This is a genomic window from Kineococcus sp. NPDC059986 (assembly GCF_040702905.1).
GTDB lineage: Bacteria > Actinomycetota > Actinomycetes > Actinomycetales > Kineococcaceae > Kineococcus.
On the sequence record NZ_JBFBND010000010.1, the window covers coordinates 56,138 to 80,680 of the forward strand.

Annotated in this window: 20 protein-coding genes; 11 read left to right on the top strand and 9 right to left on the bottom strand. The window is 73.1% G+C overall.

Annotated elements, in window-relative coordinates:
* The first annotated feature begins 96 nt into the window (after positions 1-96).
* Genes AB0637_RS09895 through AB0637_RS09905 form a run of 3 tightly spaced genes read left to right on the top strand, consistent with a single transcriptional unit; the run spans position 97 to position 2,802 of the window.
* Positions 97-1,209 carry an SIS domain-containing protein gene (locus AB0637_RS09895; RefSeq protein ID WP_366171795.1) on the top strand — a complete coding sequence of 371 codons (1,113 nt, stop codon included), beginning with the start codon at positions 97-99 and terminating at the stop codon, positions 1,207-1,209.
* Complete coding sequence (locus AB0637_RS09900; RefSeq protein WP_366171797.1) at positions 1,197-2,279, top strand: BadF/BadG/BcrA/BcrD ATPase family protein; 1,083 nt, start codon at positions 1,197-1,199, stop codon at positions 2,277-2,279. Before AB0637_RS09895 ends, AB0637_RS09900 begins: the two co-directional genes overlap by 13 nt.
* A 22-nt stretch (positions 2,280-2,301) precedes the next feature.
* A complete protein-coding gene (locus AB0637_RS09905; RefSeq protein WP_366171799.1) occupies positions 2,302-2,802 on the top strand; it encodes a MarR family transcriptional regulator in 501 nt (166 codons plus the stop codon).
* Between the two features lie 53 nt (positions 2,803-2,855).
* Here the strand turns inward: AB0637_RS09905 and AB0637_RS09910 are convergent, their stop codons facing one another.
* From AB0637_RS09910 to ugpC, 3 genes are all read right to left on the bottom strand, one after another.
* Entirely contained in the window at positions 2,856-3,740 is an 885-nt protein-coding gene (locus AB0637_RS09910) for an NAD(P)-dependent oxidoreductase (protein ID WP_366171801.1), read from the bottom strand.
* Positions 3,741-3,778: 38 nt separating this feature from the next.
* Complete coding sequence (locus AB0637_RS09915) at positions 3,779-5,047, bottom strand: DUF4032 domain-containing protein (RefSeq protein ID WP_366171803.1); 1,269 nt, start codon at positions 5,045-5,047, stop codon at positions 3,779-3,781.
* Between the two features lie 134 nt (positions 5,048-5,181).
* Positions 5,182-6,258 (bottom strand): sn-glycerol-3-phosphate ABC transporter ATP-binding protein UgpC, encoded by a 1,077-nt coding sequence (gene ugpC, locus AB0637_RS09920; RefSeq protein ID WP_366171805.1) that lies wholly within the window; start codon positions 6,256-6,258, stop codon positions 5,182-5,184.
* Positions 6,259-6,569: 311 nt separating this feature from the next.
* Between ugpC and AB0637_RS09925 the strand changes: the two genes are divergently transcribed.
* The 6 genes from AB0637_RS09925 (at position 6,570) to AB0637_RS09950 (ending at position 14,569) form a co-directional block, all read left to right on the top strand.
* A complete protein-coding gene (locus AB0637_RS09925) occupies positions 6,570-7,052 on the top strand; it encodes a cation:proton antiporter regulatory subunit (protein ID WP_366171807.1) in 483 nt (160 codons plus the stop codon).
* Between the two features lie 54 nt (positions 7,053-7,106).
* Positions 7,107-8,291, top strand: a complete 1,185-nt coding sequence (locus tag AB0637_RS09930; RefSeq protein WP_366171808.1) for a cation:proton antiporter — start codon at positions 7,107-7,109, stop codon at positions 8,289-8,291.
* Between the two features lie 318 nt (positions 8,292-8,609).
* Complete coding sequence (locus tag AB0637_RS09935) at positions 8,610-9,524, top strand: ABC transporter permease subunit (protein WP_366171956.1); 915 nt, start codon at positions 8,610-8,612, stop codon at positions 9,522-9,524.
* 95 nt (positions 9,525-9,619) lie between these two features.
* Entirely contained in the window at positions 9,620-10,465 is an 846-nt protein-coding gene (locus tag AB0637_RS09940) for a carbohydrate ABC transporter permease (protein ID WP_366171957.1), read from the top strand.
* Positions 10,466-10,530: 65 nt separating this feature from the next.
* A complete protein-coding gene (locus tag AB0637_RS09945; RefSeq protein ID WP_366171810.1) occupies positions 10,531-12,171 on the top strand; it encodes an ABC transporter substrate-binding protein in 1,641 nt (546 codons plus the stop codon).
* A gap of 37 nt (positions 12,172-12,208) precedes the next feature.
* On the top strand, positions 12,209-14,569 hold the full coding sequence (locus AB0637_RS09950; protein ID WP_366171812.1) for a glycoside hydrolase N-terminal domain-containing protein: 2,361 nt from the start codon (positions 12,209-12,211) through the stop codon (positions 14,567-14,569).
* Between the two features lie 96 nt (positions 14,570-14,665).
* On the opposite strand, the gene AB0637_RS09955 is transcribed toward AB0637_RS09950, so the two are convergent.
* Genes AB0637_RS09955 through AB0637_RS09965 form a run of 3 tightly spaced genes read right to left on the bottom strand, consistent with a single transcriptional unit; the run spans position 14,666 to position 17,807 of the window.
* A complete protein-coding gene (locus tag AB0637_RS09955; protein ID WP_366171814.1) occupies positions 14,666-15,418 on the bottom strand; it encodes an SDR family oxidoreductase in 753 nt (250 codons plus the stop codon).
* A complete protein-coding gene (locus AB0637_RS09960; RefSeq protein ID WP_366171816.1) occupies positions 15,415-16,461 on the bottom strand; it encodes an alcohol dehydrogenase catalytic domain-containing protein in 1,047 nt (348 codons plus the stop codon). Before AB0637_RS09960 ends, AB0637_RS09955 begins: the two co-directional genes overlap by 4 nt.
* A complete protein-coding gene (locus AB0637_RS09965; protein ID WP_366171818.1) occupies positions 16,458-17,807 on the bottom strand; it encodes an enolase C-terminal domain-like protein in 1,350 nt (449 codons plus the stop codon). Before AB0637_RS09965 ends, AB0637_RS09960 begins: the two co-directional genes overlap by 4 nt.
* Positions 17,808-18,143: 336 nt before the next feature.
* On the opposite strand from AB0637_RS09965, the gene AB0637_RS09970 reads away from it, so the two are divergent.
* Positions 18,144-18,827: an FCD domain-containing protein gene (locus tag AB0637_RS09970; RefSeq protein WP_366171820.1), complete on the top strand. Its 684-nt coding sequence runs from the start codon at positions 18,144-18,146 to the stop codon at positions 18,825-18,827.
* 81 nt (positions 18,828-18,908) lie between these two features.
* Here the strand turns inward: AB0637_RS09970 and otsB are convergent, their stop codons facing one another.
* A complete protein-coding gene (gene otsB, locus AB0637_RS09975; RefSeq protein WP_366171822.1) occupies positions 18,909-19,703 on the bottom strand; it encodes a trehalose-phosphatase in 795 nt (264 codons plus the stop codon).
* An 11-nt stretch (positions 19,704-19,714) separates the two neighbouring features.
* Complete coding sequence (locus tag AB0637_RS09980) at positions 19,715-21,172, bottom strand: trehalose-6-phosphate synthase (protein WP_366171824.1); 1,458 nt, start codon at positions 21,170-21,172, stop codon at positions 19,715-19,717.
* A 203-nt stretch (positions 21,173-21,375) separates the two neighbouring features.
* Between AB0637_RS09980 and AB0637_RS09985 the strand changes: the two genes are divergently transcribed.
* Positions 21,376-23,307, top strand: a complete 1,932-nt coding sequence (locus AB0637_RS09985) for a protein kinase (RefSeq protein WP_366171826.1) — start codon at positions 21,376-21,378, stop codon at positions 23,305-23,307.
* 32 nt (positions 23,308-23,339) lie between these two features.
* Here the strand turns inward: AB0637_RS09985 and AB0637_RS09990 are convergent, their stop codons facing one another.
* On the bottom strand, positions 23,340-24,449 hold the full coding sequence (locus tag AB0637_RS09990; protein WP_366171828.1) for a Gfo/Idh/MocA family oxidoreductase: 1,110 nt from the start codon (positions 24,447-24,449) through the stop codon (positions 23,340-23,342).
* Positions 24,450-24,543: the final 94 nt, after the last annotated feature.

Sequence of the window (24,543 nt, forward strand, 5' to 3'; positions counted from 1 at the left end):
GCGACTCCTATCGTTCCGGGTGTCGATCGCGCAGAATCGCTCACAGGGACCGGTCCACCGCGCTCGACGGACCCGTCCGACGCCCCAGGAGCCGACGTGACCCCCCGCTTCCCCGACGGTGAGCTCGACGGCCTGCGCGCCCGCGGCGCCGTCCACACGGCGACGGAGGTCGCCCAGCAGCCCGCGCTCTGGCGGGAGGTCGCCGACCTCGTGGCGGCCGACGACGCCGCGCGGGCGTGGCTCGCGCCGCTGCTCGCCCGGGACGACGTCCGCGTCGTGCTCACCGGGGCCGGCACGTCGGCGTTCGTGGGGCTGGTCCTGGCCCCCGCCCTCACCCGGCTGCTCGGGCGCCCGGTCGAGGCGCTCGCGACGACCGACCTCGTCGCGGACCCGCGCGGAGCCCTCCTCACCGACCGCCCCACGCTGCTCGTGTCCTTCGCCCGGTCCGGGGACAGCCCCGAGAGCGTCGCCGCGACGCAGGTCGCGGACGCCGCGGTGGCCGAGGTCCACCACCTCGTCGTCACCTGCAACGCCGGGGGCCGCCTCGCCACCGCCCACACCGGGCGCGCGCGCTCGCACGTCGTGACCCTGCCGCCCGCGACGAACGACCGCGGGTTCGCCATGACGTCGAGCTTCACGTCGATGCTGCTCGCGGCGCGCCTCCTCCTCGCCCCGGCGGCGAGCGTGCCGGTGCCGGCCCTCGCCGAGGCGGCCGAGGCGGCCCTGCGCACGGCCGACGACCTCGCCGCCGTCGCGGCCCGCGGTCACGACCGCGTCGTCCTGCTGGGCAGCGGTCCGCTGGAAGGCCTGGCCCGGGAGGCCTCGCTGAAGCTCCTCGAACTCACGGCCGGTGCGGTCGTCGGGCTGCACGACACGTCCCTGGGGTTCCGCCACGGCCCGAAGTCCTTCCTGCGGCCCGGGACCCTCGCGGTCGTCTTCCGCTCCGGGGACCCGTACACGCAGCGCTACGACGACGACATCGTCGCCGAGCTGCGGGCCGCGCTGGGCGAGCGGGACGTGCTCGTCGTCGACCCGGGGCTCCCCGACGGCGTGCCGGACGACCTGCGGGCCCTGCCCGCCGCGGTCACCGCCCAGCTCCTCGCACTGCGGTTCGCCCTCGCCGGTCCCGGCACCCCCGACGACCCGTTCCCCGACGGGGAGGTGAACAGGGTCGTGCAGGGGGTCACCGTCCACCCGTGGCAGCCGTGAACGCCGCCGGGGGTCCCACGCAGCCCGCCGTGTTCCTCGGCGTCGACGGCGGTGGCACCAAGACGGCGCTCTGCGTCCTGACGGAGCAGGGGGAGGTGCTCGCCGAACTCCTCGCCCCCAGCTGCTACCACCTCGAGGGCGACGGCACGACGGACGTGACGCGGGACGTGCTCGCCGCGGCCGTGGCGCGCGTGTGCGCCGAGGCGGGCACGGCCCCCGCGGCGGTGGAGTTCGCGTTCTTCGGGCTGCCGGCCTACGGCGAGGTGGCCTCGGACGTCCCCGTCCTCGACGCCCTCCCCGCCGACCTGCTGGGGCACGACCGCTACGCCGTGGACAACGACGTCGTCGCGGGGTGGGCCGGGTCCCTCGGCGGCGCCGACGGGATCGGGGTCGTCAGCGGAACGGGCTCCATCGCTTACGGCCGCAACGGGACGCGAACCGCCCGCGTGGGTGGCTGGGGCGAGGGGTTCGGCGACGAGGGGTCCGGGCACTGGCTCGGGCTGCGGGCCCTGCAGGAGTTCTCGCGGATGAGCGACGGCCGCCGGGCGCCGGGTCCGCTGCTCGACGTGCTCCGCGAGCACCTGTCCCTGCGCACCGACCTCGAGGTCGTCGACGTCGTCCTCAACCGCTGGCGCCGTTCCCGGCGCGAGGTCGCGGCCCTGTCGCGGCCGCTGGTCGAGGCCGCCCGGCGCGGGGACGCCGTCGCGGCGGGCGTGCTCGAGGAGGCCGCCGCAGAACTGGTGGCCCTCGTCGTCGCGGCCCGGACGCGCACGGGGTTCGCCGACGACGCGGTCGTCCCCGTCTCCCGGTCCGGCGGGGTCCTCGCCGTCCCGGAGGTGGCGGAGGGTTTCGCCCGGCGGTTGTCGGCGCTGGGCGGCTACGACGTGCGCACCCCCCGCTTCGAACCGTCCCGGGGGGCGGCGCTGCTGGCCGCGCGGCTGTCCGGCCGCCCGTTGGCGCCGCAGGCCCTGGAGCGGGTGGAACGCACGGCCGCCGAGGTGGTCGACGCGACGGGTGTCGTGGCAGGATGGAACCCCGCGGTCGTTCCGGGTTCAGGTATTTCAAAGTGAAACTATCTGGTACCCTGGGAGGATGACCGAGCAGAACCCCCGCTGGCTCACCTCCGACGAACGCCGGGTCTGGCTGCGGCTCAGCGCGCTCATGGAACTGCTCCCGGCTGCCCTCGACGCGCAGCTGCAGCGGGACGCCGACCTCACGAAGACGGCCTACCTGACGCTGGCGATGCTCTCGGAGGAACCCACCCGCAGCCTGCGCATGAGCGAACTCGGCGCGCGCTCCAACGCCAGCCCCTCGCGCATCTCCCACGTGGTGTCGCGGCTGGAGAAGGACGGCTGGGTGCGACGGGAGAAGAGCCCCTGCGACGGCCGCGGTCAGGTCGCGATCCTCACCGACGCCGGCTGGGACAAGGTGGTCGCCTCCGCGCCCGGTCACGTCGAGCGCGTGCGCCAGCTCGTGATGGACCCCCTCGACCCCGAGGACCTCGGTCGTCTCGACGCCGTCATGGTCAAGCTGCTCGACGTCCTCGACCCCGACGCGAAGTTCGCCGCGACCGCGCTGGCGCGGCAGGTCTGACAACCGAGAGGGCCCCGGGGAGCGTTCCCCGGGGCCCTCTCGCGTGCGGTGCGTCAGACGTGGTCGCGCCAGGAGTGCTCGGGTTCGTACCCGAGCAGCCGGCGGGCCTTGTCGATCGACAGCAGCGTCTCGTGCTCGGCGAGTTCCTTGCGGACCTCGACACCGGGGTAGACCTCGGCCATGAGGTCCGCCGAGGAGCGCGTCATCACCGTGTCGGCGTTCGCGACGATGCAGACCTCGACGCCCGGGCCCTTGCGCTGCAGCGCCTTGCGCACGGCCTGGGCGCCGTCGCGCGCGTCGATGTACCCCCACAGGTTCCACTTGCGCAGCAGCGGGTCGGCGTCGAAGGACGGGAACCGCGCGTAGTCCTCGACGTGCATGACGTTGGAGAAGCGCAGCCCCGTCATCGTCAGCTCCGGCTCCCACCGGCAGAAGTGGTGGGCCATCTCCTCCTCGAGCGACTTCACGAGGGAGTACGTCGACTCCGGACGGACCCGGTACTCCTCGTCCAGCGGCGCGTAGGGCGGGGGAGCGGCGTCGAACGGCAGCCCCAGGACGGTCTCGCTGGAGGCCCACACGACGTTGCGGATCCCGGCGGCGCGGGCCGCGTCGAAGACGTTCCACGACGCGGCGGAGTTGTTGCGGAACGTCGCGCCGTTCGGCGCCAGGCCCGGGGCCGGGATCGCCGCGAGGTGGACGACGCCGTCGAAGGGACCGCCGCGCTCCTCGATGCGGCCCGTGACCGCCTCGGTCACCTGGCCGTGGTCGGTGAGGTCGATGCGGACGAACTGGGCGTCGTCGGCGTCCGTCAGCCCCGGCGGGGGCGTCTGGTCCAGCGCGAGGACGGAGAAGCCGTGGTCGAGCAGGTCGCGCAGCACGATGCGGCCGAGCTTGCCGGCGGCCCCCGTCAGCACGACGCGGGGTTTCTCAGCAGACAACGGTGTCCTCCAGGGGTGGGGCGGAGTTCAGTGCGGATTCAGTACAGGTCCGGGTCGACGACCGGGATCTGCTGGGTGTCGACGCCGAGCACCGCCCGTTCGTCGGGCTTGTTCGGCAGGACGCCGACGACGTAGGAGTTCACGGCCTCCTCGAGGCCCACGTCGCGCGACGCCCGTTCGGACAGGTACCAGCGGTGCTCGAGCACCTCGTGGAACAGTTCAGCAGCCTCGACCTTCCCCCGCATCTCGCGGGGGACCGCGCGCTGCACGGGTTCGAAGACGTCGGCGACCCAGTCGTGCGCGACGATCTCCTCGTCCTCGCCCTGGCGGCCGTTCGCGGCCGTGTAGGAGTCGAGGTCGTTGAGCAGGCGCCGGGCCTGGTTCTCCTCGGCGTCCAGCCCCGTGAGCCGCAGGAGGCGACGGGAGTGGTGGCCGGCGTCGACGACCTTGGGTTCGATGCGGACCGTCGTGCCGTCGATGTCGGTCGTGATCGACAGTTCCCCGACGTCGAACCCCAGGTCGTTGAGGCGGCGGATGCGGGCCTCGACGCGCCAGCGGTCGCCGCGCTCGAACGACTCGGGTTCGGTGAGCTCGGCCCACAGCACGTGGTACCGGGAGACGATGCGGTCGGCGATGGCCAGGACCTCGTCCATGTCGGCCTCGAGGGCCTCGGAGGCGACGACGTCCATGAGTTCGCCCGCGATGTTCGTCCGGGCCAGGTCGACGTCGTACGCGCGCTGGCCGGGGGACAGCTCGTCGTAGAGCTCACCGGTCTCGGCGTCGACGAGGTACGCCGCGAAGGCCCCCGCGTCGCGCCGGAACAGGGTGTTGGACAGCGACACGTCGCCCCAGTAGAAGCCCGTCAGGTGCAGCTTCACGAGCAGCACGGCGAGGGCGTCCACGGCCCGCTTGGCCGTGTCCGGTCGCAACGTCTGGCTGTAGAGCGCCCGGTAGGGCAGGGAGTACTGCAGGTGCCGGGTGATGAGCACCGCGTTGAGCGGCTCCCCGTTGCGGTCCACCCGGCCGGTGATGACGGCGACGGGGGCGACCGAGGGCACCTCGAGCCGGTTCAGCAGCCGCAGCATCCGGTACTCGCGGTGCGCGATGGGCGCGTTGGTCTCCTTGACCGCCAGCACCCGGTTGCCGAGCTTGACGAACCGCACGATGTGCCGGGAGATCCCCCGGGGCAGCGCGGCGAGGTGCTCCTGCGGCCACTCCTCCAGCGGGACGTCCCACGGCAGGTCCAGCAGTTGGGGGTAGGGGCGGGCAGCGGTGATCTGCAGCGACGCCGCCGTCGAGGTGCTCACCCGACCATCCTCTCAGTCCCCGTCCCGCCCGGCCCATCCCCTAGGCCCAGCCCCTCGGTCCCGTCAGCACGCAGGGCCGCCACTCCGGAGCGGAGTGACGGCCCTGCGTGCCTACCGGGTCGTGCGTGGGGGCGTCAGCCGCCGATGCGCTCGCCGCTCGTCACGTCGAACAGGTGGACGTGGCCCTGCTTCGGGGTGAAGTGGACCGTCGCACCCTTCTCCGGAGGACGGCGGCCGTCGACGCGCGCGATGACCTGGTGGGACTCGCCACCGGGCTGCGCGAGCGAACCGTAGATGTAGGCGTCGGCGCCGAGCTCCTCGACGACCTCGACCTGGACGGGCAGACCCGAGGTGGACAGCTCGAGGTCCTCGGGGCGGACGCCCAGGGTGACCTTGTTGCCCGTGCCGGCGAGGAGCGAGCGCTCCACGGGGTGCACGGTGTCGCCGAACTTCAGGCCACCGTCGGTCGACTCCAGCGTCAGCAGGTTCATGGCGGGGGAGCCGATGAAGCCGGCGACGAAGACGTTGTTCGGGTGGTCGTACATGCGGCGGGGGGTGTCGACCTGCTGCAGCAGACCGTCCTTGAGGACCGCGACGCGGTCGCCCATCGTCATGGCCTCGACCTGGTCGTGGGTGACGTAGACGGTCGTGACGGCCAGGCGGCGCTGCAGGGACGCGATCTGCGTGCGGGTCTGGACGCGGAGCTTGGCGTCGAGGTTCGACAGCGGCTCGTCCATGAGGAAGACCTGCGGCTGGCGGACGATGGCGCGGCCCATGGCGACACGCTGACGCTGACCACCGGAGAGCGCCTTCGGCTTGCGGGTCAGGTACGCCTCGAGGTCGAGGATCTTCGCCGCCTCCTGCACGCGGCGCTTGATCTCGTCCTTCGGGGTGCCGGCGATCTTGAGCGCGAAGCCCATGTTGTCGGCGACGGTCATGTGCGGGTAGAGCGCGTAGTTCTGGAACACCATCGCGATGTCGCGGTCCTTCGGCGGGACCGTCGTGACGTCGCGGTCACCGATGAGGATGCGTCCACCGTTGACGTCCTCGAGACCGGCGAGCATGCGCAGGGAGGTGGACTTGCCGCAGCCCGAGGGGCCGACGAGGACGAGGAACTCGCCGTCCTCCACGTGCAGGTCCAGGGCGTCCACCGCGGGCTTGTCGCCGCCGGGGTAGATGCGCGTCGCCTTGTCGAACGTGACCGTAGCCATCGTCGCTGTCCTTCCACCGGCAGGTACGTGCCGGACGATCCGTTGTGGAATGGGTGTGTCTTCAGTTGTCCTGTGGTGCGCCCGTGTCGTCGACCACGGGCGCTGAGGGCGTCCGTGCACGGCGGTGTGCATCGCTGCACCGCGGGTCCGCAGATCATGCACGACGGAACCCGGCGGGGCAAGGGCTTGCCCGGGATGGGTCTGCCCCCCGGCGGTGTTGACGAGGGCAGGACGTCGCACGGTTGCGGCGTCCGGGGGACAGCCGCCGCCCTGGTCGTCGGCTCCCTCGAGCCTGGAGGACACTGAGGACCGTGGACCTGGAAGAGACCAAGCTGCCCGGCGTCGGGCTGCGGCACGACTTCACCACCGCGCGGGGCCGTCGCATCGGCGTGATCTCGACCCGCGGCGGTGAGCGCGAGCTGCTCGTGTACTCCCAGGACGACCCCGACGCCTGCCACGCCGTCGTCGACCTCGACGGCGACGAGGCCGAGGTGCTCGCCGAGCTGCTGGGCCAGCCCCGCGTCATCGAGCGCCTGGCGCGGCTGCGCGAGCAGATCGAGGGGCTGGCCACCGAGGGCATCTACCTCGAGGACTCCTCGCCCTACGTCGGCAAGACGCTCGGCGACGCCGCGATCCGCAGCCGCACGGGCGCCTCGGTCGTGGCCCTCGTGCGCAACGGCGAGGTCGTCCCGTCGCCCGCGCCGTCCCAGCGGTTCTCCTCCGGTGACAAGATCGTGGTCGTGGGCACCCAGGAAGGGGTCCGCGCGACCGCGGAGCTCCTGCACAACGGCTGAGGCCGGGGCGGGACAGCCGGTCGGAGCGCAGGGAGGGGAACGGGTCTGGAACAGGTGCACACCGCTGCTCTGCTCATCGAGCTCGGTGCGGTCATCTTCGGGCTCGGTCTCGTCGGTCGCCTCGCCGGCCGGCTGGGGATCTCCCCCGTGCCCCTGTACCTCCTGGCGGGCCTGGCCTTCGGCGCCGGTGGGGTCGTCCCGCTCAACGCCCCGGAGGGGTTCCTCGACGCCGCCTCCGAGATCGGCGTCGTCATGCTCCTGCTCATGCTGGGGCTGGAGTACTCCGCGGGCGACCTGCTGGGCAACCTGCGGCGGCAGGCGCCGGTCGGACTGCTCGACCTGCTGCTGAACGGGTTGCCCGGTGCGGCCTTCGGGCTGCTGCTGGGGTTCGGGCCCGTCGGCGCGCTGGCCATGTTCGGCATCACGGCCGTCAGCTCCTCGGGGATCGTCGCGAAGGTCCTGGCCGACCTGGGCCGCCTGGGGAACCGGGAGACGCCCGCGATCCTCGGCATCCTCGTCCTGGAGGACCTGGGGATGGCCGTCTACCTGCCGATCCTCACCGCGGTGCTCGCGGCCTCGGGGGTCTGGGAGGCGACGGGCTCGGTGCTCATCGCCCTGGCCTGCCTCGCGGTGGCGCTCGTCGTGGCGCTGCGCTGGGGGTCGGTCATCTCGAAGTTCGTCTCGGGCGGCTCGGGTGAGGTGACGCTGCTGCGCGTGCTGGGCCTCGCGTTGCTCGTCGCCGGGGTCGCCGAGCAGCTGCACGTCTCGGCCGCCGTGGGGGCCTTCCTCCTCGGCATCAGCCTCTCGGAGGACCTCGCGCCGGAGGCGCACCACCGGCTCGAACCGCTGCGCGACCTCTTCGCCGCCGTCTTCTTCGTCTCCTTCGGGTTGTCGACCGACCCCACCTCGCTGCCCCCGGTGCTGCTGCCGGCGCTGCTGCTCGTCGTCGTCGGCGTCGTGACCAAGCTCGTGACGGGGTGGGTGGCCGCGCGCCGCGCCGGCATCGCCGTGCCGGGCCGCATCCGCGCCGGCGCCGCGCTCATCCCCCGTGGGGAGTTCTCCATCGTCATCGCGGGGCTGGCGACGGCGGCCGGTGTCGACGCCCGGCTGGCCGCGCTCGCCGCGGCGTACGTGCTCGTCATGGCCGTCCTCGGACCCGTGCTGGCCCGCTTCGCCGACCCGTGGGCGCGCGCCTACGTGCGGCGGCAGCGGGAGCGTGCCGCGACCACCGCCCGCTGACCCTCCCCGCTCCCTGGAACGGCCGCCCGCACCCGCGGGCGGCCGTTCTGCGTGGGGGCGGTGAGGTCTCTGTGCACGGGACTGGGTGCCGCTGTGCCTTGACACTCCAAACATCTGACGAATACGGTCACAGCCAATCCCGCCCTGACGTACTCGACGAGGAGGCGCCGTGCTCACGCACGCGAACTTCGGCGGCGGCGAGCGTTGTGTCGATGCACAGCACGCCGCGGCCGAACTCAGTGGTCTGATGAATCGGTCGCGCTCGTGGCGCTGACCCCGTTGCGGCCCGGGAAGGTCGCGGACGCAGCCGGCACCAGCGTGCGGGGGCCGTCGGCGGCCCGCCGCAGCCTGCGACGGCACTGGCAGCTGTACCTCATGCTGGCGGTCCCGCTGCTGTGGTTCGTCGTCTTCAAGTACATCCCCATGGTCAACGCCGTCATCGCGTTCAAGCAGTACAACGTGGTCGACGGCATCTGGGGCAGCGACTGGGTCGGCCTGGCGAACTTCCAGCGCTTCTTCGACAACCCCGTCTTCGAGCGCATCGTCTCCAACACGTTCCTGCTGTCCGTCTACGCCGTGCTGGCTGGCTTCCCGATCCCGATCGTCCTCGCGCTGGCGATCAACGAGGTGCGGTTGCGGTTCTTCGCCAAGACCGTGCAGCTCGTCACCTACGCGCCGTTCTTCATCTCCACGGTGATCATCGTCTCGATGACGATCCTCATCCTGTCGCCGCGGATCGGCCTGGTCTCGGACGTCTTCGGCTTCTTCGGCGCGGACGACCCCAACATCCTCGGCGACCCCAACGCCTTCCGGCACATCTACGTCTGGACCGACGTGTGGCAGACGGCGGGCTACTCCGCCGTCATCTACCTCGCGGCGCTCGCGGGCATCGACCCGACGCTCTACGAGGCGGCCCGCGTCGACGGCGCGAACCGGCTGCAGAAGATCGTCAACGTCGACCTGCCGGGCATCGCGCCGACGGCGGTCATCATCCTCATCCTCGGTGTCGGCAACGTCATGTCGCTCGGGTTCGAGAAGGCGTTCCTCCTGCAGAACCCGCTCAACCTGTCGCAGTCGGAGGTCATCGCGACCTACACGTACAAGGTCGGGCTCATCAACGCCGACTTCAGCCTGGCCAGCGCCATCGGCCTGTTCAACTCCGTCATCAACCTGGTGCTGCTCCTCACGGTGAACCGGGTCGCCAAACGAGTCACGGGGAGTGGTCTGTGGTGAACGGGACGACGACGGAACCGCGGCGGCGGACCCGGGGACCGCAGCAGGTGCCTCGCGCCCGGCAGGTGAAGGACCCGGGCGTCGACAAGGTCTTCATGGTGGGCGTCTACGTCCTGCTGGTGACGGCGCTCGTCATCGTGCTCGTGCCGCTCGTCTACATCGTCGCGAGCTCCTTCAGCTCACCCGCCGCCGTCTCGGCGGGCCGGGTGTTCCTGTGGCCCGTCGAGCCGACCCTGCGCGGCTACGAGGTGGCGCTGTCCAACTCGGCGATCCTCAAGGGCTTCGCCAACTCGGTCTTCTACACGGTGGCCGGTGCCGCGATCAGCGTGACCCTCACGATCATGATCGCGTACCCGTTGTCGCGGCCGGGGCTGTGGGGTCGCACCGTCATCACGAAGTTCGTCGTCTTCACGATGCTCTTCGCCGGCGGGATCATCCCCACCTACCTCGTCGTGCAGGCGCTCGGGCTGCTCGACACCCGCGGCGCGCTGCTGCTGCCCCAGGCCATCGGGGTGTGGCAGGTCATCATCGCGATCGCGTTCCTGCGCTCCTCCATCCCCGAGGAGCTGCACGAGGCGGCCGCCATCGACGGGGCGAGCGACCTGCGGATCCTCTTCACCGTCGTCCTGCCGCTGGCCAAACCCCTCATCGCCGTCATCGCGCTCATGTACGGCATCGCCCAGTGGAACTCCTACTTCGACGCCCTGCTGTACCTGCGCGACCCCGACCTGGCGCCGCTGCAGATCGTCCTGCGCAACATCCTCGTGCTCAACACGTCCGGGGGCAGCACCGACGCCGCCGCGATGATGGAGCGCCAGCAGCTGGCGAACCTGCTCAAGTACTCGCTCATCGTCATCGCCACGGTGCCGCTGCTGCTCGTCTACCCGTTCGTGGCCCGCTACTTCACCAAGGGCATCCTCGTCGGCGCCGTCAAGGGCTGAACTCCCGCTCGACCCTCCCGTCCGCTCCGGTGACGCCGTCGTCGCCGCCCCTCGAAGGGATCCCCATGTCCAGTCCCAGCCGGTTCCGCTCCCGTGCCCGCACGCTCGCCGTCGGCCTCGCCGCCGTCACGCTGTTCGCCACCACCGCCTGCTCCGGTGGCGACGACCCGGGCGACGCGGACAACCTCTCGATCTTCGCCGCCCAGGGTCCCGACGTCGACCTGAAGACGAACTCCTTCTCGAAGGAGATGGAGGAGCTCTCCGGGTACACGTTCGACTGGCAGACCACGACGTACGACGGGACGACGGCCGCCGAGGCGCGCCGCATCCAGCTCGCCGGCGGGGACTACCCCGAGGTCTTCCTCATGATCCCGTGGGTGGACCAGTTCTCCCAGCAGGACCTGCTGCGCTACGGCCAGCAGGGCGTCCTGCAACCGCTGAACGACCTCATCGACCAGCACGCGCCGAACATCAAGCAGGCGTTCGCGGACTCCCCGGAGTTCAAGGCCCTGGCGACCGCCCCCGACGGCAAGATCTACGGCATGCCGCAGTGGAACGACTGCTTCCACTGCTCGTACCAGTCCAAGCTCTGGATCAACACCGAGTGGCTGCAGAAGCTGAACCTGCAGATGCCCACGACGACCGACGAGTTCTTCGACGTCATGATGGCCTTCAAGACGAAGGACCCGAACGGCAACGGCAAGGCCGACGAGATCCCGCTGACCTCCAGCGTCGACGACCTCCTGCTGCCGTACTTCGCCAACGCGTTCCTCTACGACCCGCAGGGCAGTGCGACCTACCCGTCGACCCTCACGCTGGAGGGCGGCAAGGTGACGCTGCAGGCGCAGCAGGACGCCTACCGCGACGCGCTGGCGTTCATGAACACGATGTACGCCGCGGGGTTGATCGACCCCGGCGCCTTCACCCAGAACCGCGACGCCTTGATCGCCAAGGGTGACAACGCGGAGGCTCCGCTCATCGGCGCCGCGACCGCCCTGCACTCCGGGATCTTCGTGACCACCTACCAGGACGACGGCCGTGACGAGGCCTACCAGGCGCTGGCGCCGCTGAAGGGCCCGAAGGGGGTCCAGTACGCGTCCTACAACCTGCCCAGCATGCCCGGCGCCACGTTCGCGCTGACCAACAAGGCCAGCGAGGAGGAGCAGGTCGCCGCGATCAAGGTGCTCGACCACATGTTCCCCCAGGACCAGCACCTGCGGGCCGAGTTCGGCATCGAGGGCAAGGACTGGTTCAAGCCCGAGCCCGGCGAGACCGCGCTCGACGAGACCCTCACTCCCATCGCCCGCATCCCCGAGACGGACCCCAACGTGAAGCCGGCCAACGACGGCTGGGGCGCACTGGCGCAATACAACGAGAACGCCGAGTTCCGCAACGCCCAGGTCCAGCCCGCGGACGGCTACGAGCGCATGCTCTTCGCGGCCAGCAAGCTGTACGAGCCGTACGTCCCGCAGGACCAGGTCTTCCCGTACTGGTCGGTGTGGGTGCCGCAGGAGGAGTCCGCGGAGGTCGCCGAGCTGACGACCAACATCGAGAACCTCGTGGCGCAGGCCAGCGCCGAGTTCATCACCGGCAGCCGCGACGTGGACGACGACGGCGCGTGGGCGTCCTACGTCGAGGAGTTGCAGTCGACGGGCCTGCCGCGGTACCTCGAGATCCAGCAGAAGGCGTACGACGCCTCCAAGTGAGGCGCGCCGTCCCACCACCCACCAGCCCCGGAGAGACATGACCCACCAGCCCGCCCCCCGGCACGTCTTGCGCTGCGACCGACCGGCGGCCCGGTTCGCCGATGCGTTCCTGCTGGGGGACGGGCGGTTGGGCGTCACCGTCGCCGGTGGTGCCGGGACCGAGACGTTCGACCTCAACGCCGACACCCTGTGGTCGGGAGGTCCGCTCGCACCCCGCACCGACGCGGGCGCCGCACACGTCCTGCCGGGCCTGCGGGCCGCGGTCGCCGCGGGGGACCACCACCGCGCCGACGAGCTCGCCCTGCAGCTGCACGCCGACGGCTACACCGAGTCCTACCAACCCGTCGGCCGGCTGTCCTGGGCCTTCGACGCGTCCGCGGGGGAGCCGGGGGAGTACGCGCGTGACCTCGACCTGGGGTCGGCGGTGGCCTCGACGCGGTACCGGCGTGCGGGGACGGAGCACCGGGTGGAGACCTTCGTCGCGCCGGGCTCCAGCGTCCTCGTCGCGACCACGGGCCGGGAGGGCGGGGACCTGCCCGCCGTCGAGTTCACCAGCCCGCACCCGCTGCCGGTGCAGCGCGTCGAGGAGGTCGAGGCCGGCACCCTGGTGCTGGCGGCCGGTCGCGTCCCGGCCACCGTCGTCCCGAACTACGTGCCGGACGACGACCCGGTCCGGTACGCGGACGACGAACCCGACGCCGACGGGACCGTCGCGCGCGGCGGCGGGTTCGCCGTCGCCGCGCTCGTGCACGGGGACCGGGACGGGACGGGAGACTCGGCGCGGTTGACCGCCACCGTCGTGACCGGGTTCCGGGGGTGGGACCGGCGTCCGTCGGCCGACCTCGAGGAGCTCCTGCGGCAGGCGCGGGAGCAGGTGCTCGCCGCCGCCGGCGAGAGCACCGCCGACCTGCGGGAGCGGACGACGGCCGAGCACCGGCGCTGGTTCGACCGCGTCGACCTCGACGTCACGGCCGCACCGGGTCACGAGGAGGACGTCGCCGTCGCGCAACGGGTCTTCGACCTGGGGCGGTACCTGCTCGTCGCCTCCTCCCGGCCCGGGACGCAGGCGGCGAACCTGCAGGGGATCTGGAACACGGACGTCCGGCCCGGCTGGAGCAGCAACTACACGACGAACATCAACGTCACCATGAACTACTGGGCGGCCGAGACGACCGGGGTGGCCGAGCTGCACACCCCGCTGTTCGACCTCGCCCGCGACCTCGCCGAGGCGGGCCGGGAGACGGCGCGGCTCGACTACGGCGCGCGCGGCGCGATCGTCCACCACAACACCGACGTGTGGCGGTTCTCCCGGGCGGTGCGGGGACGGACGTTCTGGTCGAACTGGCCCTCGGCGCTGCCGTGGCTGGCCGCGCACACCTACGACCACGTCGACTTCGGTTCCGCCGCCGACGGTTTCCTGGCGGAGGTGGCCCTGCCCGTGCACCGGGCCGCGGCCGCCGCCTCGCTCGACCTGCTCGTGGAGGACGCGGACGGACGGCTCGTCCCGAGCCCGTCGACGTCGCCGGAGAACTCGTTCCTGCTGCCCGACGGCTCGCAGGCCGCCGTGACGGCCGGGGCGACGATGGACCGGGAACTCACGCGTGAGGTGTGCACCCACTACCTCGACCTCCTCGCCCGGGCGGGACTGCCGGACGACGACCTCGCCGCGGAGGTGCGCGGGGTGCTGGGCCGGCTCGCCGAGCCGGCCGTCGTCGACGGGGTGCTGCAGGAGTGGGGACCGGGTCTGGAGTCGGCCGAACCGGGCCACCGGCACGTGTCGCACCTGTACGGGGTGTTCCCCGGGACGAGCACGACGCGTCGCCGGACGCCCGAGGAGCTCGCCGCCGCCCGCCGGTCGCTGGAGGGCCGGTTGAGCCACGGTGGCGGTCACACCGGGTGGAGCCGGTCGTGGGTCGTGGGGTTGTCGGCCCGGTTCGGGGACGGCGCCGCGGCGCAGGAGCACCTGCGGGTGCTCGTCGAGGACCTCATGTCGGACTCGCTCCTCGACCTGCACCCGCACAACGGCTGGCCGGGGAACGCGATCTTCCAGATCGACGGGAACTTCGGTGCCGTCGCCGGCATCGCTGAAACCCTGCTGCAGGGGCACGACGGGGCGCTCGACCTGCTCCCCGCCCTGCCCCCGGCCTGGGTCACGGGATCGGTGCGCGGGTTGCGGGCGCGCGGTGGGCACGTCGTCGACCTGCGGTGGGCGGACGGCGTGCTGACCGGCGGACGCGTCCTGGCGGGACGTGACGGGGAACTCGCCGTCCGCGTGCAGGGGGCGGACGTCACCGTGACCACGGCGGAGGGTGAACTCGTCGCGAAGGGCGCCGGCGAACTCGTGTGGGCGGCGGCCGCGGGGGTGGAGTACCTGCTGGAGGCGACACCGGCGCACTGACGTCCCGTGCTCGCGACCGGTACGTTCCGACCCGTCCACGCTCTGCGGAGGGGTCGGGACGTACCGGTCGCGCCGGCATGCCCCGCGTCTCGCGGGTCAGCGGGCGAGCCACCCCCCGTCGGCGGCGAGGACGACCCCGTGGACGTAGTCGGCGGCGGGGCTGGCCAGGAACACCACGGGGCCGGCGATGTCCTCCGGTGTCGCCCAGCGGCCGGCCGGGATCCGTTCCAGCAGAGCGCGGGAGCGGTCGGGGTCGGCGCGCAGGGCCGCGGTGTTGTCGGTCACGACGTACCCGGGGGCGACGGCGTTGACGTTCACCCCGCGGGGGGCCCACTCGTTGGCGAGCGCCCGGGTGAGACCCGCGATCGCGTGCTTGGAGGCCGTGTAGCCGGGGACGTTCACACCCCCCTGGAAGCTCAGCAGCGACGCCGTGAAGACGACCTTGCCGTGCCCGCGCTCGAGCATCGACGCCCCGACGCGCTGCGTCAGCGTGAACTGGCTCGTGAGGTTCACCTGCAACACGTGGTCGAAGTCGGCCTGCGGGTGGTCCGCGGCCGGGGTGCGGCGGATCGTCCCGGCGTTGTTCACCAGCACGTCCACGCCGCGGCCGGCGAGGTGGTCCCCGAGGTCGGCGACGGCACCCGCGTCGGCGAAGTCGCAGCCGAGCGCCTCGTACGTCCGGCCGCTCGCGCGCACCTCGTCGGCGACGTCGCCCTCCGGGGGGTTCGTCGCAACGCCGATGACGTCGGCGCCCGCGGCGGCGAGTGCCACCGCGCAGGCACGCCCGATGCCACGGCTGGCACCGGTGACGACGGCGAGCCGGCCCGTGAGGTCGAACGGCGAACTCACGCCTCGACCTCCGCGGCACGGCAGTCGACGAGCACCTTGACGGCGCCGCCCTCGGCCAGCGCCGCGAACGCCTCGTCGACCCGCGACAGGGGCAGGACGTGCGAGACCAGTGAGGCGACGGGCAGGTCGCCGGCGGCCACGAGCCGGACGGCCTCCTCCACGTCACCGCGTTCGTACAACCGCGCACCGAGGAGTTCCAGTTCGCGCCAGAAGAACGGGTGCAGGTCGATCTCGCGCGGGGCGGCGTGGATGCCGACGAGGCACAGCCGGCCGCGCACCGCGAGCGCGCCGATCGCGGAGGTCAGGCCCGGGGCGGACCCGGACACCTCGAAGGCGACGGCCGCACCGGCCCCGCCCGTCCGCTCGCGGGTGAGTGCGGACAGGTCCTGCGTCAGGGGATCGACGACGTCGAGGCCGAGCGCGGCGGCGAGGGCGCGTCGCGTGGCGTCGGGTTCGGACAGGACGACCTCCGCGCCGGTGCGGCGGGCGACGAGCGCGATGAGCAACCCGACCGGTCCACCGCCGACGACCGCGGCGAACTCGCCGGCCTGCAACCGGGAACGTCGCACGTCGTGCACGGCGACGGACGTGGGTTCGAGCAGGGCCGCGTCCTGCGGGTCGGTGCCGTCCGGGACCCGGACGAGCGTGTGCTCGGGCACGACCCAGTGCTCGGCGAGGGCCCCGGGGGAGTCGATGCCGAGGAAGTCGAGGTGGTCGCACACGTGGGAGAACCCGTTGCGGCACGTGGCGCACGTGTCGTCCGGACGCAGCGGGACGACGGTGACGAGGTCGCCGACGGACCAGCCCGACACTCCCGCCCCGAGCGCGCTCACCGTGCCCACGGTCTCGTGCCCGATGACGGCGGGGGTGCTCACCCGGGCGTCCATGTGGCCGGCCGCGATGTGCAGGTCGGTGCCGCAGATCCCGGTGAAGAGCGGCGCGATCTCGACCTCGCCGGCGCCGGGTGCGCGGCGTTCCACCTGGTCGGCGTGGACGTCCCCCGCGCGGTGGTAGCGGGCGGCGAGGTGGGTGGTGGTGCTCACGCGAGGATCCCTCCGGTGGCGACGGCCTCGGGCGCGCGGCGCGCGACCCACACGGGTCCGTCGGGGAACGTGTGCTCGGCGATGGAGGGGGCCAGCATCTCCCCGCCCCCGCCCGGGGCGAGAGGTGCGCGGTACCGGCCGTTCTCCAGCTGCACGGGGGTCACGAAGTGCTCGTGGAGGTGGTCGACGTGTTCGACGACCCGGTCGGTCCAGGTCCCGGAGATGCTGACGTAGTCGGCCATCGACAGGTGCTGCACCATCTCGCACAACCCGACACCGCCGGCGTGCGGGCAGACGGGAACCCCGTGGTGGGCGGCGAGCAGGAGGATGGCGAGGTTCTCGTTGACCCCCGCGACGCGGGCCGCGTCGATCTGCACGACGTCGACGGCCCCGGCCTGCAGGAGCTGCTTGAACACGACCCGGTTCGCGACGTGCTCACCCGTCGCGACCTTGATGGGGTGCAGCGCACGGCGGACGGTCGCGTGACCCAGGACGTCGTCGGGGCTCGTGGGTTCCTCGATCCAGTACGGGTCGAACGGGGCGAGGGCGCGCATCCACGTGATGGCGTCGCCCACGTCCCAGCGCTGGTTGGCGTCGACGGCGATGCGGATGTCCTCACCGACCGCTGCGCGCGCGACGCGCATCCGGCGCACGTCGTCCTCGACGTTCGCGCCGACCTTGAGCTTGATCTGGGTGAAGCCGTCGGCGACGGCCTGCTCGGCCAGGCGCGCGAGCTTGTCGTCGGAGTAGCCCAGCCAGCCGGGGGTCGTCGTGTAGGCGGGGTACCCCAGGCGCAGGAGTTCCGCCTCGCGCTCGGCGCGGCCGGGGACGGCGCGGCGCAGCAGCTCGAGCGCCTGCTTCTGCGTCATCGCGTCGGTCAGCCACCGGAAGTCGACGAGGGAGACGACCTCCTCGGGCTCGAGGTGGGCCAGGAGCCGCCACAGGGGTTGCTCGGCCCGCTTGGCGCGCAGGTCCCACGCGGCGTTGAGGACCGCGCCGACGGCCATCTGCACGACGCCCTTCTCCGGGCCCAGCCACCGCAGCTGCGGTTCGTGGACCATCTCCTTGGAGAACGCCCCGAGGTCGCCCAGGACGTCGTCCACGCGGCGGCCGACCACGAACGGGGCCAGGGCGTGGATCGCCGCGGTCTGCAGGTCGTTGCCGCGGCCCGTGGTGAAGGCGAGCGCGTGCCCCTCGTGCCCGTCGCCGGCGTCGGTGCGCAGGACGGCGTACGCCGCGGAGTAGTCCGGTTCGGGGTTCATGGCGTCCGAGCCGTCGAGGTGCTCGGAGGTGGGGAACCGGACGTCGTGGACGTCGAGGCTCGTGAAGACGGCGGCGGTGGACAAGGGTTCCTCCAGGCATCTGACGACTCCCTGGCGGTCGCCGAGCCGGGAACTCCGGTGGGGAGTGTCCGCGACCCGGGGCCGACGGGAGGTCGCGCGCGCTGCGGTGGGAGCGCGACGGGTGGTGCGGACCCGCTCGAGGGGCACCGCGGCGGTGGGGGCGGTCGGTCGGCCGGGTGCTCCTGCGGGGACGGGTCGGGCGGGTGAGGTCGAAACTATCCGCCCAGACATCAGATGTCTAGGTCTGGTGGGATCCGTGCACAATGAGCGCGGACCGGCTGCCGACGCGCCCGTCCGTCACACGACCCGGCTGCGTGCCGGTGAGGGCTGGAGGTGGGAGTGGCTGCTCCGCTGACGGAGGCCGCCATCGAGCGCGTCCGTGAACTCATCATCCGTGGCGACCTGCGCCCCGGTCAGCGACTGCCCGCCGAGGCCGCGCTGTCCGAGCAGCTCGGTGTCTCCCGGTCCGGTCTGCGCGAGGCCGTCCGGGCCCTGGCCACCGCCGGCGTGCTGGAGGTCCGGCGCGGGGACGGCACCTACGTCACGAGCCTGACGCCGGACCGGTTGTTCACCGGCATCGCCGACGCCGTCGACCTCATGGCCGACGAGCACCTCCTCGCGATCATGGAGTGCCGCCGGCTCGTCGAACCCCAGGCCACGGCGCTCGCCGCGGCCCGGGCCGACGCGTCCGGGCTCGGAGCCGTCGCCCACCACCTGCGCTGCATGGAGGAGGCCGAGGACGAGGAGGGGCTCGTCGCCCACGACGAGCAGTTCCACGCCGCCGTCGCCGCCGCGAGCGGCAACATGGCCCTGGCCGCCATCCTGCGGGGGATCTCCGGGGCGACGGTGCGGGCCCGCGTGTGGCGCGCGCTCACGGTCGCCGACTCCCGGCAACGCACCATCGCCGAGCACGCCGCGATCTACGAGGCCGTCCGCGACGGTGACCGCGAACGCGCGCACGCCGCCGCGCTGCTCCACGTCGCGAACGTCGAGGCCTGGCTGCGCACGACCCTGCAGCGCTGACCCCGCGCCCCCACCTGGAGCGGAAAACACTCTTCCCGCCCTCCGGGAACGATCCCAGAGGGCGGAAAGAGTGTTTTCCGCCTAGCGGTGGGGGGTGCGGAGGTCGGCGAGGCGGTGCAGGAGGGCGGCGACGTCCGCGGGGCCCTCGACGCGGAACGCGGCGCCCGTCTCGCCGTCGCCGACCTTCACCGTGACGTCCCCGGCGGCGGGGTCGAGGGCGGCGAAGGCGTCCTCGTCGGTCACGTCGTCGCCGGCGAACAGGACGGCCTCGACGGCCGGACCGTCCGCGGTGAGACGGTCGCGCAGCCGCAGCAACCCGGCCCCCTTGCCCAGCTCCACGGCCCCGAGCTCGACGACCTCCTTGCCGCGCAACGCGTGCACGCCCTCCCACGTCGCCGGCCCGGCGAGGGCGGCCTGCGTCAGCCGCTCGGCGTCGGGGCGGGAGGCGCGCCGGGTGTGCAGCACGGCCGACATGGGTTTGCGTTCCACGTGCGCGCCGCCCACGCCCTCGACGAGGGCGTCGAGCTCGGTCCCGAGCCGTTCCAGCAGCGCGGACTCCGCCTCGCTGAGGCTCTGCCCACCCGCGGCGCCCTCGAGCGAGCTCTGGGTGCCGTGCCCGCCGACGAGCACGACGGCGGCCGGGGGAGCGGCGCACGCGCGCAGGTCGTCGAGGTCGCGACCGGAGACCAGGGCCACGTCCGTCGACGCGACGAGCCGTTCCAGCGCCTCGGCGGCGGCGGGCAGCGGCCGGGCGGCGGAGGGTTCGTCGACGATCGGCGACAGGACCCCGTCGAAGTCGAGCGCCACGAGCACCCGACCGCGGCCCGTGAACCGCGCGAGCGCCGCGTCGAGGTCCCCGTCGAGAGGTCCGGGCACGTCCGGCCCGCTCACGAGGCGGCCCCGTCCGCGTCGGCCGCGTGCGCCACGGACGTCGACGCCGGCGTCGTGTGGTGCTCGGCGAGGGCCTGCAGGAACGAGGCCGCCCACCGCTGCACGTCGTGGTCGCCGACGCGCCGCCGCAGCGCACGCATCCGGCGCCCCGCCTCACGCGGCGACATCCGCAGCGCGCGGACGATCGTGTCCTTGAGGCCGTCGATGTCGTGCGGGTTCACCATGAGCGCCTGGCCGAGTTCGTCGGCCGCCCCGGTGAACTCCGAGAGCACCAGGACACCGCGTTCGTCGTGGCGCGCGGCCACGTACTCCTTGGCGACGAGGTTCATCCCGTCGCGCAGGGCCGTGACGAGCATGACGTCCGCCGCGAGGAACAGGGCCGCCATCTCCTCCTTGCCGTAGGAGTGGTGCAGGTAGTGCACCGCGGTGTTCCCGATGGTCCCGTGCGTGCCGTTGATGCGGCCGACGGTGACCTCGACGTCCTGCCGCAGCTGGATGTACTGCTCGACGCGTTCGCGCGACGGGGTGGCGACCTGGATGAGCGAGGCCTCCTCGACCTGCACCTTGCCGTCGTCGAGGAGTTCCTCGAACGCCTTGAGGCGGTGCAGGATCCCCTTGGTGTAGTCGAGCCGGTCCACCCCGAGCAGCACGTGCTCGGGGTTGCCGAGGTCGCGGCGGATCTCCGCCGCGCGCGCCCGGACGCTCTCCCGCTGGGCCAGGTCGTCGAGGGCCGCGAAGTCGATCGAGATCGGGAACGACGCCGCGCGCACCTCCCGGCCGTCCTCGTCGTCCAGCCGGATGCGCCCGGAGCGGGCCGGCAGGTTCGAGGCCCGGCGGCACGCCCGCGTGAAGTTCTGCGCGTCCGCCAGCCGCTGGAAACCCACGAGGTCGGCGCCCAGGAGGCCGTCGATGATGGCCTTGCGCCACGGCAGCTGCGCGAAGATCTCGAACGGCGGGAACGGGATGTGGTTGAAGAACCCGATCGACAGGTCGGGCCGGCGCCGTCGCAGCATCCGCGGGACGAGTTGCAGCTGGTAGTCCTGCACCCACACCGTCGCGCCCTCGGAGGCCTGCTCGGCCGCGGCCGCGGCGAACCGCTCGTTGACGCGGACGTAGGCCTCCCACCAGCTGCGGTGGTAGCCGGGCGCCACGATGACGTCGTGGTAGAGCGGCCACAGCGTGCCGTTGGAGAACCCCTCGTAGTAGTCCTCGACCTCCTCGGCCGACAACCCGATGGGCACGCACCGCACGCCCTCGGCGTCGAAGGGGTCCGGTGGGTCACCGGGCGTGCCGGCCCAGCCGACCCAGGCGCCGTCCTCGCGCTGCATGACCGGTTCGAGGGCCGTGACGAGACCGCCGGGGCTGCGCCGCCAGGACGTCGTCCCGTCGGGTTCCTCCACGCGGTCCACGGGGAGCCGGTTGGCCACCACCACCAGGTCGTAGTCGCCGGCCATCGGGGGGTCCTCCTCGGTCGATCGCTGCGCGACCTCGCTCCGATCGCACGGCCGACCCTACTCAGTGCCCGCCCGCCCCACCCCTCGTGATCGCCGACGGCGCCGGACGCGCGAGCCTGAAGCTGGGCTGAGGAGTCGTCCGGAGCGTGTGAAGAGGCCGTGCGTGACGGGGCAGGGAGGACGCGCTGCCGTACCGTGGGGTCGTGGTCACCCCCTACCCGCACTCCTCGGGCGACGCGCGGACCCGTGCCGTGCCCGCGGGCGGGCCGGACGGCCCCCACGGTCCGCAGTCCCCCCGGGGCGTGGACGACCTGCGCGTCGAGCGGACCCCCGCCCAGAGCTGGTCACCGCACGTCTACGCGCCCTCACCCGGCGACAAGCTCGGCCGCTACCGCCTGGACCGTGAGATCGGCCAGGGCGGCATGGGCATCGTCTACCTCGGCCTCGACGACGAGCACCGCGCCGTGGCGCTGAAGGTCCTCAAACCGCACATCGCCGCCGACCCGCAGGCGCGGCAGCGCCTGGCCCGCGAGGTGTCGACGCTGGAACGCGTCCGCTCCCCGCGCGTGGCGGAGGTCATCGCCGCCGACGTCGACGGCCAGTGGCCGCACCTCGTCACGCGCTACGTCCCCGGTCCCTCGCTCGAGCACGTCGTGCAGACACGGGGACCCTTGCGCGGCAGCCGGTTGCGCGACCTGGGCCACGGGCTCGCCGAGGCGCTGCACGCCATCCACGCCGCGGGGGTCGTGCACCGCGACCTCAAGCCCAGCAACGTCCTCGTGCTCGACGGCCTGCCCGTCGTCATCGACTTCGGCATCGCGCACGTCGCCGACGACGTCCGGCTGACCTCGACCGGTCTCGTCATGGGGACCCCCGGCTACCTCTCCCCGGAGGTCGTCGCCGGCGGGCTCGTCTCGCCGGCCACCGACTGGTGGGGCTGGGCCGCGACCGTCGCGTTCGCCGCCAGCGGCAGGCCGCCGTTCGGCACGGGCCCCATGGAGGTCGTCCTCGACCGCGTCCGGCGCGCCGACGTGGACCTGTCCGAGGTCCCGGTGGACCTGCGCGGTCCCGTCCTGGCGGCGCTCGCGGTGAACCCCGCGCACCGCCCGCACCCCGACGCCCTGTTGCGGGCGCTCGACGGCGCGACGACCGGTCCGCTGGCGCACTCCGACCCCGGCGCCCGGACCACGGCGGTCCCCTCCGCTCCCGTCGACCCGGTGGCGCGTTCCCGGTTCGCCTCGCTCATCGCCGACGAGTCGCTGCCGACGGGGCCGCAGTCAGCCCGACCGGTCGACCCGCGGTCCGAGTCCCCGGCCGAGGCGACGAGCGTGCTGCCGCCCGTGCGGCCGGCGCCTGCGACGGCTGCCTTCCCGCAGGCGGGTCCGGCCGACCGGCGACCGCCCGTGCAGCAGGCGCCGCCCGGGTGGATCCCGCAGGCCCCCGGCCCCGGTCCGAGCTGGGGCCAGGCCCCCGTTCCGACCCAGGCCCACGCGCCCGTCGGACACGTCGGGGGGCAGCCGGCGGGCCAGGCGCCGCGGCTCGGCACCAACGGCGAACCCGCGCGCCCGCAACGGTCCTGGACGATCCTCGCCGGTCTGGTGGCCCTCGTCGGCGTGTTCGCCGTCGCCCCCGCGGCCGGGGTCGTGCTGGCGCTCCTCGGCGGCACCGTCGCCCGGACCGTCGACCGCGCCGCCGCGGGGCTGTTCCGCCGTCGGTGGGAGGCCGGACCCCGCTCGACCGACGCGCTCGCGGTGGGCGCCGCCACTCCGTGGCACGCCCTGCGCGCCGCTGTGTCGACGGCCTTCGCCGCGCTCATCCCGCTGCTCGTCGGGGTGAGCGTCGTGTTCATCCTCGGCACGTTCACGCACGGTTCCCTCGGCGGGTACCAGAGCCCGTGGAACCTCGGCGCGGCCGGCCTCGCGGGAACGCTCGTCGCCTGGCACGGCCCGGGGGGCCGGTCCCTGCAGCGCGGGACCCGGACCGCGATCCGCAGCGCGCTGCGCGGGGAACGCGAGACGGGGATCGCGATCGGCGTCCTGCTGCTCATCGCCTTCGCCGCGCTGCTCGTGGTCCTGGGCGGGGGGCAGGTCGACTGGCGGCCGCTGACGTCCTCACCGCTCGACTGGCTGAACTGACCCCGCACCACTGAAACTGCGCCCGCGGCGGGTCAGTGCCAGACGGCGCCCGTCCCGTCCATGGCCGCCCAGAACGGGTTCGAGGCGTCGATCTCCCCGCGCCGCACGGGTTTCCCCGTGAACGCGGACGCGTAGACGGCCGCGACGAGTTCCAGCGTCTCCCGGGCCGCGGCGAGCGGGACGGGCGGGGTCCCGCCGGTGTCGAGGGCGTCGAGGACGGCCCTGAACTGGGCCTGGTGGCTGGAGGGGACCCCGCGGGGTTCGCGGGCCCAGGCCGCCTCGACCGCCTCTTCGTGACCGGGGGCCGCGGTGACGCGGAAGTCGTCGTCGCGGTAGCCGTAGAGGTGCGTCAGTTCCACCGTGGCGAACTGCAGGTCGAAGCGCATGACCGTCGTCTCGCGCACCGACACGGCCGAGTTCACGACGCTCGCGAGGCTGCCGTCGGCGAACCGCACGGTGGCGACGGACACCTCCTCCGTCTCGGTCGGCCGGGAGCCGTGGGCGGCCATGGCGCTGACCTCCTCCCACGGGCCGAGGACGGCGAGCAGGACGTCCAGCTGGTGGATGCCGTGGCCCATCGTCGTGCCGCCGCCCTCGAGGGCGAAGGTCCCGCGCCACGGCACCTGGAAGTAGGCGTCGGCGCGGTACCACTGGGTGAGGCACGTCGTGACGAGCGGCCGGCCGAGCGAGCCGTCCTCGACGAGCGAGCGCAGCCGCTGCACGCCCGAGCCGAACCGGTGCTGGGAGACGACGGCGACGGATCCGGTCGACGCGCGCTCGGCCGCGAGCAGGCGGTCGGTCTCGGCGAGCGACAGCGCGACGGGCTTCTCGACGACGACGGTGGCGCCGACCGCGAGGGCCTCCTGCGACAGGTCGACGTGGGCGGCCGGCGGCGTGCACACGTGGACGAGGTCCACCGGTCCGTCGGCCAGCACCTCGGTGAGCGTCGCGGCGGTGCGGGGCACCGACCACTCGGCGGCGAAGGCGGCGGCGCGGTCGGCGTCGACGTCCACCGCGGCCACCACCTCGACGCGGTCGCCGAGCGCGCGCAGGGCCCGCACGTGGGAGTGGGCGATCGCGCCGGTGCCGACGACGACCGCGGTGCGGGGGGCCCGCTGCGGGTCCTGGGGGGAGGTGGGCACGAGGGGCTCCTCGGACGGTGGGCTCGGCCGCTCCCGCGAGGTGGGCGGGGCGGTCGTCGACCCGCGGATAGCGCTTACCAGGCGACCCTAGCAA